Here is a 16,041-nt window from a genome sequence, read left to right on the forward strand (position 1 = left end):
CATATCTCATATCTCAAATCTCATATCTCATGAGCAATGCGTAACCTTTGGATTTTCATCAGCAGATACAACGCATTTTTCCTGTTTATCATTTTTTTTACCATTGGGCTTTACCTAACGGTGAAGAACAACTCCTATCAGCGTAGCGTAACCTTAAACTCTACCAATGAGGTGGTGGGTACGGCTTACGAAAGGTTAAATGTTTTTAAGCGCTATTTAAACCTTGGAATGGTAAACGATAGCCTTGCTGCAGAAAATGCCAAACTTAGAAGTAAGTTGTTAAGCTTAACCACTGTTGATACCGCTAAAGATGTTAAAGTTGTTGATACTGTTACCAATCAGGATTACACCTACCTTGCAGCCAAAGTAGTTAAAAATTCGATTACGTTACGCAATAACATCATGACCATTAATAAAGGCACTGTTGATGGAATTAAAAGTGGAATGGCAGTTATTGCGCCACAGAGAGGTGTTGTTGGTTTTATCCGCGATGTTTCTGAACACCTGGCAACCATCCAATCGCTCTTACATAAAGACACTAAAATAAGCGTGACTTTGAAAAAGAATAATGCATTGGGCTCATTGGTTTGGGGTGATGGTAATTTCGACATTAAAAAAGCATTTATTAAAGAAGTACCCAACCACATTAAGATGTATGTGGGCGATTCGGTAGTCACCTCAGGTTATGGTTCATTTCCGGCCGGGATTTTGGTTGGACGGATCAGCAAACCAAACGTAGCCACCAATGATAATTTCTTATCAGGAGAAATAAATTTATTTACAGATTTTAGCACATTGCAATATGTATATGTGGTTAAATATAAAAAGGCTGAAGAGCAAAAAGCTTTAGAAGGCATCGTTAAACCGAATGAATAGTAGAATCATAATTGTAAATGTGATCAGGTGGTTTTTGCTACTTTTTGTGCAGATATTCCTGCTCAAAAATATGGGCTTTTACGATCTTTCTACGCCATTTATCTACGTATTGTTTTTACTTCTGCTTCCTTTTGGTATTCCCAATATTGTATTGTATTTATTGGCTTTTGGAACCGGATTAACCCTCGATGCCTTTTACGATACCATGGGCGTACATGCCACGGCCTGTGTGGTACTGGCTTTTGTGAGGATTTCTTTTATATCAATAAGTTTAAACCGCGACGCAATTGACGATCCCGAACCTTCGTTAAGTTATATGGGTTTTCAATGGTTTTCACTTTATACTTTTCTCTGCGTTATTGCACATCATTTAGTGCTGTTCTTTTTAGAAACATTCAGGCTAACCGAAGTAGGTTATACCTTAATGAGATGCGGCTTAAGTTGTATCTTTACACTGCTTATTATTTTATTGGTAGAGTTTATATTCTATAGAAGAACACCACGTTAATGGATCAGTTATTTAACCGGAAATATATCGTTCAAGGATTATTCATTGTAATCGCCCTGATTTTGCTGGGGAAATTATTTTATATCCAGATCATTAGCGACAAGGCTTTCAGTTCTGCCGAAAGTAATGTATTGCGTAAAATCTATAAATATCCTGCACGTGGTGCTATCCTCGACCGGAACATGAAGGTAATTGTGCAGAACGAACCGGTTTACGATTTAATGGTAACGCCAAACGAGGTTAAACCATTCGACACCCTTGGGTTGGCCAATGCTTTAGAAATTACCATTGATGATGTGCGTAAAAAATTAAAAAAAGCAAGGGCGCAGTCGAATTACCAGGCTACATTTTTCGAACGTCAAATCTCTGTACAGAGTTATGCCCGCTTACAGGAAATCATGTACCGTTTCCCTGGTTTCAGAACGCAAGACAGAACCATCAGACATTATCCTGATAGCATAGCCGGACAGCTTTTTGGCTATGTTAAAGAAGTAAGTCCAACTGATATCGAAAATTCGGAAGGTTATTATAAGCCAGGTGATTTTATAGGTAAAAGTGGATTAGAACGTTCTTACGAAGATTTTTTGCGTGGAGAAAAGGGAGAGACAAGGATACTTTATGATGCCAAAAACATCGCTCAGGGCAGCTATGCCAATGGAAAATACGATGTAAACGCCGTATCAGGAGATCGTTTAATTTCTTCGTTAGATATCAGGATTCAGCGCCTTGGAGAAGAACTAATGAAAAATAAGGTAGGTGCAATTGTTGCCATCGAACCTTCAACCGGAGAGATCCTGGCTTTTGTAAGTAGCCCCGGATATGATCCAAACCAGTTAGTAGGTAAAGATTGGGGTAAAAACTACATGAGTTTGATTGCAAACCCTTACCGCCCGCAAATTGTGCGGCCAATTGCTGGTCAGTATTCCCCTGGATCATCATTTAAACCGGTTGATGCCTTGGTTGCATTGCAGGATGGCGCGATTGATCCAAATACTACGTTTTTCTGTCCCGGTTATTACATGGCCGGAAACCATAAGGTAAAATGCGAGCACGTTGATGGTACCATTAACATGCAACGCGGTATTGCCCGTTCTTGCAACACCTATTTCTGCCATGTTTTTCAGAGCATCATTACCAAAAACGGCATAAAAAATCAACGCCAGACTTATGCCAACTGGCACGAGCAGATTTCTAAATGGGGCTTTGGACAGAAATTGGGCATCGATATGCCTTTCGAAAAAAAGGGTATATTTTATCAGGGCGACCACTACGATAAGATTTATGGTAAACGCTGGGGATATACCACTGTAATTTCGCAGGCCATTGGTCAGGGAGAGATTACCTCTACCCCTTTGCAAATGGCAAACGTTATGGCGGCAATTGCCAACCGCGGCTATTATTTAAAGCCTCACCTAATTAAAGGTATCGGCGATAAAAATGTAGTGAAAAAAGAATATGTAGTTAAAAACTATGTGGGTGTAGATGAGAAATATTTCCCTATTGTAATTGATGGAATGCGGGATGCGGTGAATAGTCCGTGGGGAACAGCAAAAGAATCGCAGATACCCAATATTGTGATGTGCGGTAAAACCGGAACGGTACAAAATCCACATGGCAAAAACCACTCGGTTTTTATCGGTTTTGCACCAATGGATAACCCTAAAATTGCCATTGCAGTAATTGTAGAAAACGGTGGCTTTGGAGGTTCGTACGCAGCCCCGATATCGAGTTTTATGGTAGAAAAATATTTAACGGATACCATCAAGCCACGTTCGAATGGTTATACCGTAAAAGCATTCTCTGAAACCAATCTTTTACCTGCTTTGATCGATAAGACAAAAAAGGTTAAATTAACCAAATTAGATAGTTTAAACCTAAAAAAGACCGATTCGCTTAAAAGGGTTAAAGACAGTTTAAAAATAAAACCGGCAATAATAAAACAAACTGTTGCAACAAAACCCAAAATAAACAAACCCATTGTAAACCATAAACCTGTAACCAATAAGTAATGATGCAACAACAGGGAAACCGTTTCTTTTTTAATGTAGATTGGATTACCGTTTTAATCTACATTGCTTTATGCGCAGTTGGTTTTATAAATGTATACGCATCCATTTACAATCCGGATAAGGCTGCAGGTTTCGATTTTGCAAGCAGTTACGGTAAACAGTTAATTTATGTAATTACCGGGTTGATATTAGGCTTGTCGATCTTATTATTTGATGGACGCTTATTTAATGTTTTTGCACCTTTTATTTACGGCGCCACCCTGTTTCTGCTTGTTGTGGTACTGTTTGTGGGGCGAAATGTGGGTGGAAACCAGGCCTGGATCCCCATTGGCTCCTTTAGGCTGCAACCTTCAGAATTTGCCAAATTTGGTACGGCCTTGTTGTTAGCGAGGTATGTAAGTACGTTTAACCCCAAATTCAGGGATTTTAAATCGATTGTGATTGCAGGTCTTATTGTACTGGCCCCACTTTTATTGATCATGTTACAGCCCGATACAGGCTCTGCATTGGTTTTCCTTGCTTTTATGTTCCCTTTATACCGTGAAGGTTTATCAGGCTATTTTCTTTTGATCTTCTTAGGAATGATTGTATTGTTTGTTGCCGATTTCCTGGTGCCAACTTATGTATTAATCCTTATCCTCACTACAATTGGCGGACTTTTCATTTATAATAACAGGAGGAAACAAAAAATCATCATCTCTACCGTATTGGTAACGATGATTGCCATTGCTTATCTTTTTGTGGTTAAAATTGCTTACGAGAAAGTTTTAGCGCCACATCAGCGTAGTCGTATCGAATTAATGTTGGGCCTTAAAGCCGATAATAAAGGCGCGGGTTATAACGTAATCCAATCGCAGATTGCCATTGGTTCAGGGCAGGCAACCGGTCGTGGTTTTTTACAGGGTACGCAAACTAAATACGGTTACGTACCTGCACAAAGCACCGATTTTATCTTCTCTACCATTGGCGAAGAATGGGGATTTCTGGGCTGTTCGGTTGTAATTGGTTTATACATGTTTCTATTGCTCAGGTTGATTAATCTGGCAGAAAGGCAGCGATCTACCTTCTCGAGGGTTTATGGCTACAGTGTAGCCTGTATCCTGTTTTTTCACGTATTTATCAATATCGGAATGACAATTGGAATTATTCCGGTAATTGGGATTCCATTACCATTCATTAGCTATGGCGGCTCGTCATTATGGAGTTTTACAATCCTGTTGTTTATCTTTTTAAAGCTGGATTCTAACCGGATGGGGTTTATTTAAAAGTCGGGAGTCCGGAGTCGATATTTCGCGTAAAAGCATAGAGATTTGTCCTCCTGAATTCATTTCAGGATCTTAATAATATTGGTACAAAGATTTATTATCTAAGGCATTACAAATACCAATCTCATGCATACTCGTTAAAAACGAGGACGATACAGGGTTTTTTCTAGGGAACAGGCTAAGAGGGATCGTCATTGCGAAGCCAATTTTTCATTGGATGAAGCCTACCTGCAGCAGGCAGGCAATCTTAATGCGATCGCAATAAAACCATAGTTGTAAGATTGCTTCGTCGTTCCTCCTCGCAATGACGACTTTTCTCCCATTGTAACACTATCTTCCAAACACCACACCACTAATTTCCAAAACGCCATCCGCTCTCCGCTCTACTTACTAAACCTTCTATTTAGCAGCTCGTAAAACTGATCAACCGTAGCCTGTTTACTGGCCCAGTTATTTTTTGCAGCATAATTATGTTGAAGATAGCTATCAGCAGCTTCGAAACTATTCATCCTGTTGATGATATCAATCACTTCTGAATAGGCCAAATTATAGCCATTAAAAAGCTCCCTGATAAACAGTAATTTTTCATTTAAGCTGATGGCCTGTTTTAAATCAGCAATCGGAGCTTTAACAGGTTCATTATTCTGGCTGTTTGTTTTAGCCAATAAGTCGTTTAAGCTTGGAGCCGGCTGAGAAGCTGTGGGCTGTGGAGCTGGTTTTACAGGAACAGCTTCAGGGGTAAATAACGGACGCTCCTGCTCAACTGGGGGCGAAATAATAGGATCATCCAATTTTACATCCTTAAGCGCTTCAATAGGCGGAGTTGTTGCGATAATTGGTTCTTCTTTTTTTATTTCAGCAATTGGCTCTTCACGTTTAACTTCTACTATAGGTTCCGCTTGAGTAATTACTTGAGGTTCTTCTTCGTGTGGAATTAAAAAAGGTTCAGGACCAATTTCATCATCTTCAGCAGGCAAAATATCTTCCTGAGGAGCCAAAGCTTCTTTTTCGTGTATTTTCTTCTTATGTGCTAAAATTTCGGCCTCTTCTTTACTTAAGGGACGGTCGAAAATTTCTTCAACAGATCCGATAGCTATCGGATTTGCTTCGTAATCAAACTGTGCATTTTCATCGTGGTTACCCAACACAAATTCGAAAGTATGATCGTCCTGATCGGGTTTGAAAAAATCCTGATTTAAAAGTGTTTCAGCCTTTTCTTCTTCAATGATTTCATCATCCCATTTCTCCTGTTCAGGCTTAACGTCAATACGTTCTTCCTCTTCTTCAGCGGTCGCTATTTCTTCCAATTCCTGAGGTGCTAAGCTTTCATTTTCAGCTATAACGTTTTTTTCAGTTTCAGGTAAGATAATGGTATTCTGTTCAGCCAACAAAACATGATTTCCAGCATGAGTAGCCTTATCTTCTACTGCCGTATTTAGTTTTTTGACGATATTAACATGATCGGAAAGAAAATGGGCATTGGCCAGGAAAAGCTCCAGCTCCAAATCGTTTAATTGTTGAGGATTTTGAGCAAGGAACTGGTATTGCTCATTTAATTCTGTTAAAATATTGCCGATCTTTCTGAAAATATCCTGTTGGTTCATCATAAAGTTAAAACGAATTTTTTAGCGATTTATGTTGGTAACTATGTGTCCAAAAATAACACATAATTCTCATATTTGTTCGGTTTAAAAATTATAGAGCGAACATAGGGGAATAAAAAATCGGGCATGTTATTTAGCGAACAAAATTTTAGGAGAAGAGGCGAATTTTCGGGAAGTATAGAAGTGGTATGTGGCTCTATGTTTTCTGGTAAAACTGAAGAACTGATCAGAAGGTTAAAAAGAGCCCAGATTGCTAAATTGAATGTCGAAATTTTTAAACCCCGCACCGATACCCGTTACCACGAAACTGCAGTGGTATCGCACGATCTAAATTCAATCAATTCTACTCCGGTTGATAGCGCATCAGCCATTTTATTATTAGGCACCAATACGCAAGTGGTTGGGATAGATGAGGCGCAGTTTTTCGACGATGAACTGCCTGATGTTTGCAATAAACTGGCCCTTAGGGGCATCCGCGTAATTGTAGCCGGATTGGATATGGATTTTACAGGCAAACCTTTCGGTCCGATGCCGGCTCTGATGGCCATTGCCGAACATGTAACCAAAGTAAATGCTGTTTGTGTTTGCTGTGGCAACCCAGCACTTTACAGCTACCGTACCGCTGCTGATGAAGCGACTGTTTTATTGGGCGAAAAGGAAAGTTATGAACCACGGTGCAGGGCTTGTTATAACTTGGGGAAAGGATAGTTAGTTGGTTCAATAGTCATTAGTTAATTGCTAAATGCGTATTCTTTTTCTGAAGCGCAGTACCCGTGCTAAAATTAAAGTTTGTTCCCGTGTTTCGCGGTACGCTTCGGGCTTCGTACCTCAACCCTGCAGGGTACCTGCTGCACCCGGGGCTAGGTGGCAAAAGCTATGCCTGTGAATTGAGAAACAAAATCCTCCTTTATTTTAATAATTGTCTGAAGTAAATTTAACTGATATTTGTATCGTGAATATAAAAAACAATATCGTTTCTATTTTAGGTTGCGGCTGGTTTGGATTGGCTTTAGCCAAAAAGCTGATTAGTTTGAATTATGCTGTTAAAGGTTCAACCACCAGTCAGGAGAAATTAGCCATACTTCAGGCTGAAAATATACAACCTTATTTAATCAATTTTACTGCAGACGCAATTGTAGCCGAGGAAGCGTTTTTTGAAGCAGACACCTTATTCATCTGTATTCCACCTAAGCGAAATTCTACTGAGCTTCATGATTACCCCCAAAAGATCAAATCAATTTTAGCAGCTGCGAAAGATAAATCGAAACATGTGGTTCTTATTAGCTCAACCAGTGTTTATGCAGATGAAAATAAAGTGGTAAACGAAAGCAGCGAAACCAAGCCAGACACCGATTCAGGAAGGATGGTTTTAGCAGCAGAAATACTTTTTAAGGATCTATTCCCAGAAAATTGCACAGTAATCCGCTTTGCAGGTTTAATTGGCCCTGATCGTAACCCTGGAAGATTTTTTGCCGGAAAAAGCAATGTACCGAATGGCCTGGCCCCGGTAAATTTGATCCATCAAACCGATGCGGTAGGTATTGCGGTTAAAATATTAGAGAAACAAGCCTTTCGTAGAACTTACAATGCCTGTGCTCCAAATCATCCTGCAAAAATGGATTTTTATACCCATTCGGCTAAAACCACAGGGCTTGAATTACCTCATTTTATTGCAGAAAAGAAAGATTGGAAGATCGTAGAAAGTTTGAATGTGCCTGAATTTTTGGGTTATGAGTTTGAAGTGGGGATTTAGATGTTTGCCCTATTTTGAGTTGCATTTATAAGTCGCATCGTCATTCCCAACTTGATTGGGAATCTTAAAGCTTATTGCATTACGATTCCCACCTGCGTGGGAATGACGAACAATTTTTGAATCTACTTTTGGTGCCTTGGTTTATGTCTCCACGAACGAATAGTGAACAATATAGATCCTTCGACAGGCTCAGGATGACAATCCGAGTGTATTTAACGAACTTATCCTAACTCAACAAACTCAATAATTCTTTCTTGGTCAAGTTTTTAAACAAACTTCCATCAGTTTGGATCAGATCTTTAACCAGATCCTTTTTAGTGGCCTGAAGTTTCATAATTTTTTCCTCTATGGTATCCGGGCAGATTAAACGCACCGCCATTACATTTTTATGCTGGCCAATTCTATACGCCCGATCTATGGCCTGGTTTTCTACCGCAGGGTTCCACCAGGGATCTACCAGGTAAACATAATCAGCTTCGGTTAAGTTTAGCCCCGTTCCCCCTGCTTTTAAACTGATCAGGAAAACCGGAATATCGGCATTCTGTTGAAAAGAAGTAACTACTTCTTCTCTTTTACGCGTTTGCCCCGTAAGGTATTCATACCTGATTCCTCTGTTTTCCAATTGTTTTTTAATCAGATCGAGCATCGTCACAAATTGAGAAAAAACAAGAATTTTATGGTTCCCGGCTTTACTTTCAATCTGTTCCATCAGCACATCAATTTTTGAGGAAGCCTGTAAATATGATTTTCCATCGGCTAATAAAGCAGCTGAGTTACAGATCTGCCTTAAGGTGGTGATGCTTTTGAGTACATGCATGGAGCTTTTAGGCAGCTCGTCTTCCTGTTTGCCTAAAATAAAATCCTGAATTTCCTTTTTATTGGCTTCGTAAACCTCTCGCTGCTCCTCTCCCATTTCGCAGTACAGTACAATTTCAGTTTTATCAGGAAGTTCTTTAGCGACTTGTTCTTTAGTTCTGCGGAGAATAAACGGCCTGATTTTTTTCTGCAATTCTTCTGCCCTCCGGCTATCTTTAAACTGATCGATCGGCGTAGAATATAAATCGGCAAACTGTTGTTTACTGCCGAAGAGCCCCGGACAAGCAAAAGACAACTGTCCATACAAATCGAAAGTATTGTTCTCAACCGGTGTACCCGTCATCACCACTTTATTCCTCGATTGCAGCATGCGAACGGCCTTATATCGCTGCGAATCTGGATTCTTGATCAACTGCGATTCATCTAAAAAGATATAATTAAAACGATAATCCTTTAAGAAGCGAATATCCGACAGCAATGTTCCATAAGAAGTTAAAATGATTTCATAATCATCAAAAGTATCGGTGGTTTTGGTGCGTTCGCCAGCATAAATCGTCTTCACCTTTATAGATGGTGCAAATTTTTCTACTTCGGCTTTCCAGTTAAAGATTAATGAAGCCGGAACCACCACGAGGTTGGTATTGTGCTCTACTTTTTCACGCTGTGATAAAATGAAAGCCAAAATCTGTATAGTTTTACCCAATCCCATATCATCGGCCAGGCAGGCACCAAAATTAAAATCATCCAGAAAGTTAAGCCAGTTTAAGCCGTCTTTCTGGTAGTGGCGCAAAGTTGCGGTTAAACCTTTTGGTACTTCCACCTCCTGAATCGAATCAGTACTTTCAAATTTTTGCTTGTACAGCTTCAATTCATTCTTTACTTCCCCATCCAGCAAAGCATCTTCATAAAGTTCGTTTATGGAAGCAAATTTAATTTTTGGGGTAATAATGGCTTCTTCGGTAAGTTCTCCTGCGCTAAAATAAGCCGCAAATTTTTCGATCCATTCATCTGGCAGCATTCCTTGTGTACCGTCATCAAGTGTGACAAACTTGCTTTTGTTCCTGATTGATTTATGCAGGAGTTTCAGTGCAACCTGTTGCTTGCCGAATTTCACTTTTACTTTGGTTTCAAACCAATCGGTTCCACTCAACACCTCGATATTGATTTTAGCCTGAAATTCGCTCAGTTTATTATTTTTAAGCTGATTGAAGCCCAAAATATGTATTCCTTTATTCCGCCAAACTTCAAAAGCTTCGAGAAACCAGGCTGCTTCCAAAAACCGTTTTCGATGAAGGTAAAATGAATCATAACTATTTTGCTCAAACAGGAAATCGTTTTCCATTTGCTCATAAAAGTAGGGATGCGACCTGATCACATTCGAAATAAATTGAAGTTCAGCCTTCTCATCACGGGCAAGCTTAAAAATATTCCCTAGTTTATCTTTCGCCTGAATCTGCTTTTTAGACAATACAGGTATCTCCAAATTCCCATAACGCATTACGGGTGTAAGGAGGATATAATCTTCAGATTCTGAAAGGTAAATCAGTTGCTCATTTTCGAGATCGAAACCTTTTTCTTCAATCTGACTTTTGGTAGCCGGTTTTAAATATGAATAATCGACGTGAATGCTGCCTTCTAAAGGAACCAGAATTGCTTTTTGAAACTCCGGATACTTTGTTTTGTGCAGGATTAAGCGGTTGCTCTGCTTTTGAAAAAAACCAATTACACGTAGAAAATCCAGCCTACCGATTAAATAAAGCTGATCTTTTAGTTTAACAAAATATTGGTGTACCAATACCAGGTTATCCAGCTCGTAAGATTTGCCTTCAATAATCAACCGACCAGTAATTTCGTAATAATCATCACGCTGGTTTACTGAAAGCCGTAAATCGACTTCCAATAAATGCACATTAACCGCCGTAATGGTTGAGGCCTGAATTGCGGATGACTGTTTACTATCCTGCAGATAAAATGGGATTCGCTGAGGATTTTTTACAATTGCCCTTAGAGCCTCTATTTCTGCTTCATTCTGATCGGCATTGTAATTCTGCTGAAAAGTGGTGATGCCACTATAAAATTTCACCAGATCATGATCGTCGGTTTTAAAAAGCAGGTCGTTGGGATTAACGCTTTTAATAGGATTTTTAACCTTGCCGCTTTTAGTGGTTTCAGCTTCAAATAATTCTACCACTAAATTGTTGTAATAGCGGTGTTGGCCGAGCACCAGAATCATTTTAGCCTTGTCACTTTTGGACTGCAGTTTTACCTTAGCATTTGCTGGCGGCAATAAAAGTTCCTGTAAATTTTGCTGGGCTTCTTTATTAAATGGTTGCAGGGCATCCATTTTTGGACGAATATCTAACTGACCGTTTTCGTACCGGAGGTTGAACAAAAGATCGAAATCATTTTCTTTTTCCAATCCGTAATCGACCGCAATTTTGGCCAGCTTTTGCCTGCGGAGATTAGCATCAAAGAAAATCAGTAATTCCTGACGTTGAAGAATATTGTACAAAACCCGAGCCTGATGTTCGCAGAGTTTATTTTTCGGAGTAACACAACGACAAGAAAGTTTTACCGAATTTGAGTGCTGCTGTACCTGAACAATCGGAAAAGGAAATCCTGAGGATTCATCACTAAAAGCGGCATAATCAATCTCTATCTGCTCCGGAAAAAGCTGGTAAAAGCCTTTAACATCGGTATGAATCAATCCACTTAAATGTTTAAGAATAACAACCTGACTCAGATCTTTCAGGTTAAAATCCTTTAAAATATAATCGTAAGGATGTTGTTCTGAAAGCTGTTGCGCTGTTACCGGTTCACTCATTTAAACTAAAATAGCTGAATGATAAAAGTAATCATTAATAAGTTTTAGCTAAAATGACTTTTTAGGTTTTTATGCACAATTAATCAAGAGAACCGTCATTTCGAGCGGACCCGATAGCTATCGGGTCCAACGTAGTCGAGAAATCTGTCTACATAGATATCTCCATTTCGCTGCACTTCAGTCAAGATGACGAACTAACCGCGTACTAAAAAGAGTACTACAATGATTTACGTAAATTCAAATAAAAAGGAACCTCGATCTTTTCGGTTTTTCCATTGAGAACAAACTCCGCTGCCTGTGCACCAAGTTTGCTAAAATCAGTAGAAATGGTCGTTATTCCATCTAAAATGATTCTTTTCAACGGGGTTTCATTATAAGATATTACGCCAACATCTACACCGATTTTAAGTTTTTGAGCAATTAAACGTTCAATCAACATCACCAGATCATCTTCCATCAGGTTAATATACACTTCACCAGGATTAATTTCTTCATCTTTGATGTTGTGGATCACTTTATGGTCAAAAGCATACTGCTGGCAAAACCTGTAAAAACCCGTTAATATCTCGTGTGGGAAATAACTATTTTTTGGAAAGATAATTTTTAGGGTACGGTAATGAGAAAGCCGGTCTAAAGCCTGTTCGAGGGCCGCATAAATGTCCTGTGCGAAATTTTCATACGCCGCAGCATAATCTCCTGTGATACCGGGAAGCAATTTATCAAGGATCACCAGTTTCTCTTTTGGGATGGTATTGATAATTTCGTGGGCATTTTCGCCCCCTTCCAAAAAATGTGGAATAATCACGAAATGCGAATAATCATCACGCTTGGCAACAATCATCTTCTTGAACAGCGCAAAATCATTGTTGTAAATATAAAAATCTATCGCCGCACGTTCGCCAATGGTTTTGGTGAAGGAATCGTAAATGATTTTTTTGTGCGTACTGAGCTTATTAAAAAGCAAACAGACCTTTAATTTTCTCGAAAAATCGGTATTTACGATAAAATAACCCTTACCAGGTACAGAATCAACTACCCCCAGTTTCCGAAGGTTACGGTAACCTTTTTCGGCGGTATCCCTCGACATTTCCAAACTGAAACTCAACTCGTTTATGGATGGCAACAAACTATTTTTAAGAAGTTTACCACTTTCAATAGCGGCCAAAATAGCGTTGGTTAACTGCTTGTATTTTGGCGTTGATGAATACTCATCAACTTTTATGTAGGGGATTAAATCTTCTGGTTTCAAAACGGTTACATTGGTGTAGGGATTTCGAATATAGGTAAATTCCTAAAAATCTAGGCTACGTTGAATGGCAGAATAATATTTTAACTGGATCATGTCTGTTGGCGCAGGATTTTCATTCCAGGCATCATTTATGGCCAGTGCGGTACCTATGGCCGTAGCCTGCGAAACCGAGGAAGCATAAACCTCAATATCGGGAATGGAAGTAGCCAACAGATGCATGTAAATGGCATTTTTACCAAATCCCCCGTCTACAAAAATCCGCCTTACGCCAGCATTTAAAATCAATTTTAATGAATAAATCTGCTGTTTGATCAGGTCAAAAATTAATTGATGATAGGCTTCTTCTGCGGTCTGGAAGATATTCAGGTCGCGACCCGGAAAAGCTGAACTTGCAGAAAAACCTTGCTGTTCCTGTTGATTTTCAGGAATTTTATTCGCCAGTTTCAAAATCATTGATGGATTAAACTTCAGGTGTTTAAACAAATAGGCAGCACGATCAAAATGTTCGGCGATCCGTTTAAGCTGCACTTCATGTTCGTAACCTGCAAAAATACGCGAAGCTTTAACCGCTTTGCCTTTGTAGTGCATATAACATAAACAATCCTGTTTAAGCTCTTCAGCCATTAAGGGCTGCTGGTTAAAAGGGTTTAAACTGATGCACCAGGTACCTGTAGAAATAAGCACAAATGGCGTGTTAAAATTTGCCAGATAAGGAATTAATGCCGCAGAACTATCGTGCAGTCCGACACCTACATTTAGGGTATTCCCTTCAAAATTGGTGGTTAAGCTCGAATCTGCCGGAGTAAACTCACCAAATTTCTCCTGTATTTTTTCAGCCGAAACCCAATCGTGGTATTTATTTTTATTAAAATCCCAAAGCTGGGTATGACAGCCAATACTGGTAATATCGGCCACTGCTTTACCTGAGATTAAATAGCTCAAATATTGTGGCAAGTGTAAGGCCCATTTTACCTTTTGGAATATTTCGGGTTTTTCATGTTTCAGGCGGTACAATTGCATGCCCGAATTTAAACTGCCCAAAATTGGTGAGGCCGTTTCCAATGAAATCTTCTCCTCACCTCCATATTTTGCATAAAAAGCTTTTTTAAGTTCCTCCGGGTATTCTTTTAAATAATTATAAAGTGGTGTTAAAGGCTCACCATTTTCATCCAGGTACACAAAGCTGGCACCATAGGTAGAAAAATTAATGGCTTTAACATCAAACTCTTTTAACAGCAAAACCTGATGCAGGGAATCGTAAACTGAAGAACGCAGGCTTTCGAGGTTTTCGCAGGGCTCTCCGTCTTCATCAACCGTTTCGACAAAACGTGCAGAACGTTCGTAAACAATCTGGTAATTTTCGTCAATCAGAAAGAGTTTTTTATTCGTTTTCCCAACATCAAATATGGCAATAACAGGTTTTGGCATTTTATTCTCCTATTTATAAACCTGTGGCAACAGTATTTCCGCGGTGATTAACTAAATTATTTCTTACTTCTAAACCGCGGTATAAAGCAATCGGTGATAAAGCTGCACCAGCCCTTAATCTGGCTTCAGCTACTAAAGCCCTTAAATCGCTACGGAAAGTATGTTGTAAAATCTCCTGTGCTTTGGCTACATCATTATTGTCCTGCGCTTCGTTCAAGGCTTTTCTATCCACCAATAAAGCTTGTGCATAAGCAATCATAATTGCTTCTACCGATTGTAATAAATCCTCTAAAGGATCTTTCACGTTGTGCGAAGCATCGATCATCCAGCCAAGGTCTTTTGCATGGTTCATGCCTTTTGCATCCATTCCTTCTACCAGCTCGTTAAAGATCAGGAACAACTGGTAAGGCTTGATGCTTCCTGCAGTTAAATCATCATCGCCATATTTAGAATCGTTGAAGTGGAAACCACCTAATTTTCCTTCCATTAGCAATAAAGCTACAATCTGCTCAATGTTTGCATTTGGTAAGTGGTGACCTAAATCGACTAAAGTATAAGCTTTTTTACCCAATTTGCTCGCGTACAATAATGATTGTCCCCAATCGCCAACCGTAGTTGAATAAAAATTAGGTTCAAAGGCTTTGTACTCCACAAATATTTTCCAGTTTTCAGGCAAGGCTGAATAAATTTCATGCAAACTCTCTAAAGTATTTTCGAAAGCTTTACGGAAATTAAGCTGACCTGGGAAACAAGAACCATCGGCAAGCCATACCGTTAAAGCATCGGAGCCTAATGCGATACCATGTTTGATTACTTCTATATTATGCTCAATGGCTTGTTTGCGGATGTCTTTATTTACATTTTGAAGCGAACCAAATTTATAGCTATACGCTGATCCTTTCTGATCCTGAAAGGTATTCGAGTTCATGGCATCAAACTTTAAACCATAGCTAGCGGCTAATGACTTTAAAGCTTCTGCATTTTGAGGGATGTCCCATGGAATGTGCAGCGAAATGGCACCACTTGCACCATTAAGGGCGTGCAATAAACCTACATCTTCAATTTTTTCTTCAATGGTACGTGGCTCACCACCAGTAATGGCAAAACGCCCAAAACGTGTTCCACCGGTACCCAATGCCCAGCTTGGAATGGCAATCTGAAAATCTACCAGTTTTTGGATTACGCTTTCGAGATCAATGTGAGACCAATCTTCTTTTAAAAAAGCAAGCTTACGTTGATGTGAAGTTAAAAGGGAGTCGTTATGTTTTTCTATTTGGTTCTGCTCGATATTCATGAGGATATTTGGTTTTATTAGGTTAATCGTTGTGGCGATATAATCGCCGTTCTCGTTCATCCCCGTTGCAAACGAGGATGATGATCATATTTACTAAATTTTAAAAGTCATTTTCGGTCTGTGCAAGGCACAGACCGGTTAAACAACTTACTAAAACTGAATTTAAAATTCTGTTTGCCATGGTCTGTGTACAAAAGACCAATGTTTTTTTGCCACGGATTTACACAGATAAACACGGATTTTGTATCTGTGTTCATCCTCTTTATCTGTGGTTAATATTATTTAATCCTTACCGTGATCTTTGTCTCCACTGACCACTAATTTAATTATTCGTTTCGGTCTGTGGGGACACAGACCGAGGCACAAATTGTTATTATTTCATTTTAACTTATCGCCATGGTCTGTGTCCCCACAG

The 16,041-nt window shown here is 39.3% G+C and carries 11 protein-coding genes; 6 read left to right on the forward strand and 5 right to left on the reverse strand.

The window, feature by feature from the left end; genetic code table 11:
* Positions 1-36: 36 nt before the first annotated feature.
* The 4 genes from mreC to rodA are packed head-to-tail and all read left to right on the forward strand — an operon-like array spanning position 37 to position 4,658.
* The gene (gene mreC / locus U859_RS0129225) at positions 37-876 is read left to right on the forward strand and encodes a rod shape-determining protein MreC (RefSeq protein WP_025146751.1); all 840 of its coding nucleotides are present in this window, start codon (positions 37-39) and stop codon (positions 874-876) included.
* Positions 869-1,384: a hypothetical protein gene (locus tag U859_RS0129230; protein WP_025146752.1), complete on the forward strand. Its 516-nt coding sequence runs from the start codon at positions 869-871 to the stop codon at positions 1,382-1,384. The genes mreC and U859_RS0129230 overlap by 8 nt, the downstream gene beginning before the upstream one ends.
* A complete protein-coding gene (gene mrdA / locus U859_RS0129235) occupies positions 1,384-3,393 on the forward strand; it encodes a penicillin-binding protein 2 (protein WP_025146753.1) in 2,010 nt (669 codons plus the stop codon). The genes U859_RS0129230 and mrdA overlap by 1 nt, the downstream gene beginning before the upstream one ends.
* A gap of 2 nt (positions 3,394-3,395) precedes the next feature.
* Entirely contained in the window at positions 3,396-4,658 is a 1,263-nt protein-coding gene (gene rodA, locus U859_RS0129240) for a rod shape-determining protein RodA (protein ID WP_115684194.1), read from the forward strand.
* Between the two features lie 383 nt (positions 4,659-5,041).
* On the opposite strand, the gene U859_RS0129245 is transcribed toward rodA, so the two are convergent.
* Positions 5,042-6,265: a hypothetical protein gene (locus tag U859_RS0129245; protein ID WP_025146755.1), complete on the reverse strand. Its 1,224-nt coding sequence runs from the start codon at positions 6,263-6,265 to the stop codon at positions 5,042-5,044.
* A gap of 123 nt (positions 6,266-6,388) precedes the next feature.
* On the opposite strand from U859_RS0129245, the gene U859_RS0129250 reads away from it, so the two are divergent.
* Entirely contained in the window at positions 6,389-6,970 is a 582-nt protein-coding gene (locus U859_RS0129250; RefSeq protein WP_025146756.1) for a thymidine kinase, read from the forward strand.
* A 244-nt stretch (positions 6,971-7,214) separates the two neighbouring features.
* Positions 7,215-8,015, forward strand: a complete 801-nt coding sequence (locus U859_RS0129255) for an SDR family oxidoreductase (RefSeq protein ID WP_025146757.1) — start codon at positions 7,215-7,217, stop codon at positions 8,013-8,015.
* 226 nt (positions 8,016-8,241) lie between these two features.
* Here U859_RS0129255 and U859_RS0129260 read toward each other — a convergent pair whose 3' ends face one another.
* The 4 genes from U859_RS0129260 to U859_RS0129275 form a co-directional block, all read right to left on the reverse strand.
* Positions 8,242-11,655, reverse strand: coding sequence for a DEAD/DEAH box helicase (locus tag U859_RS0129260; protein WP_025146758.1), 3,414 nt, complete (start codon positions 11,653-11,655; stop codon positions 8,242-8,244).
* A 217-nt stretch (positions 11,656-11,872) separates the two neighbouring features.
* The gene (locus U859_RS0129265; RefSeq protein ID WP_025146759.1) at positions 11,873-12,904 is read right to left on the reverse strand and encodes a GntR family transcriptional regulator; all 1,032 of its coding nucleotides are present in this window, start codon (positions 12,902-12,904) and stop codon (positions 11,873-11,875) included.
* A gap of 42 nt (positions 12,905-12,946) precedes the next feature.
* Complete coding sequence (locus U859_RS0129270) at positions 12,947-14,332, reverse strand: FGGY-family carbohydrate kinase (protein WP_025146760.1); 1,386 nt, start codon at positions 14,330-14,332, stop codon at positions 12,947-12,949.
* Between the two features lie 13 nt (positions 14,333-14,345).
* Positions 14,346-15,626, reverse strand: a complete 1,281-nt coding sequence (locus U859_RS0129275; RefSeq protein WP_025146761.1) for a TIM barrel protein — start codon at positions 15,624-15,626, stop codon at positions 14,346-14,348.
* Positions 15,627-16,041 lie beyond the last annotated feature (415 nt).

It is taken from the genome of Pedobacter jeongneungensis (assembly GCF_000633455.1).
Lineage (GTDB): Bacteria > Bacteroidota > Bacteroidia > Sphingobacteriales > Sphingobacteriaceae > Pedobacter > Pedobacter jeongneungensis_A.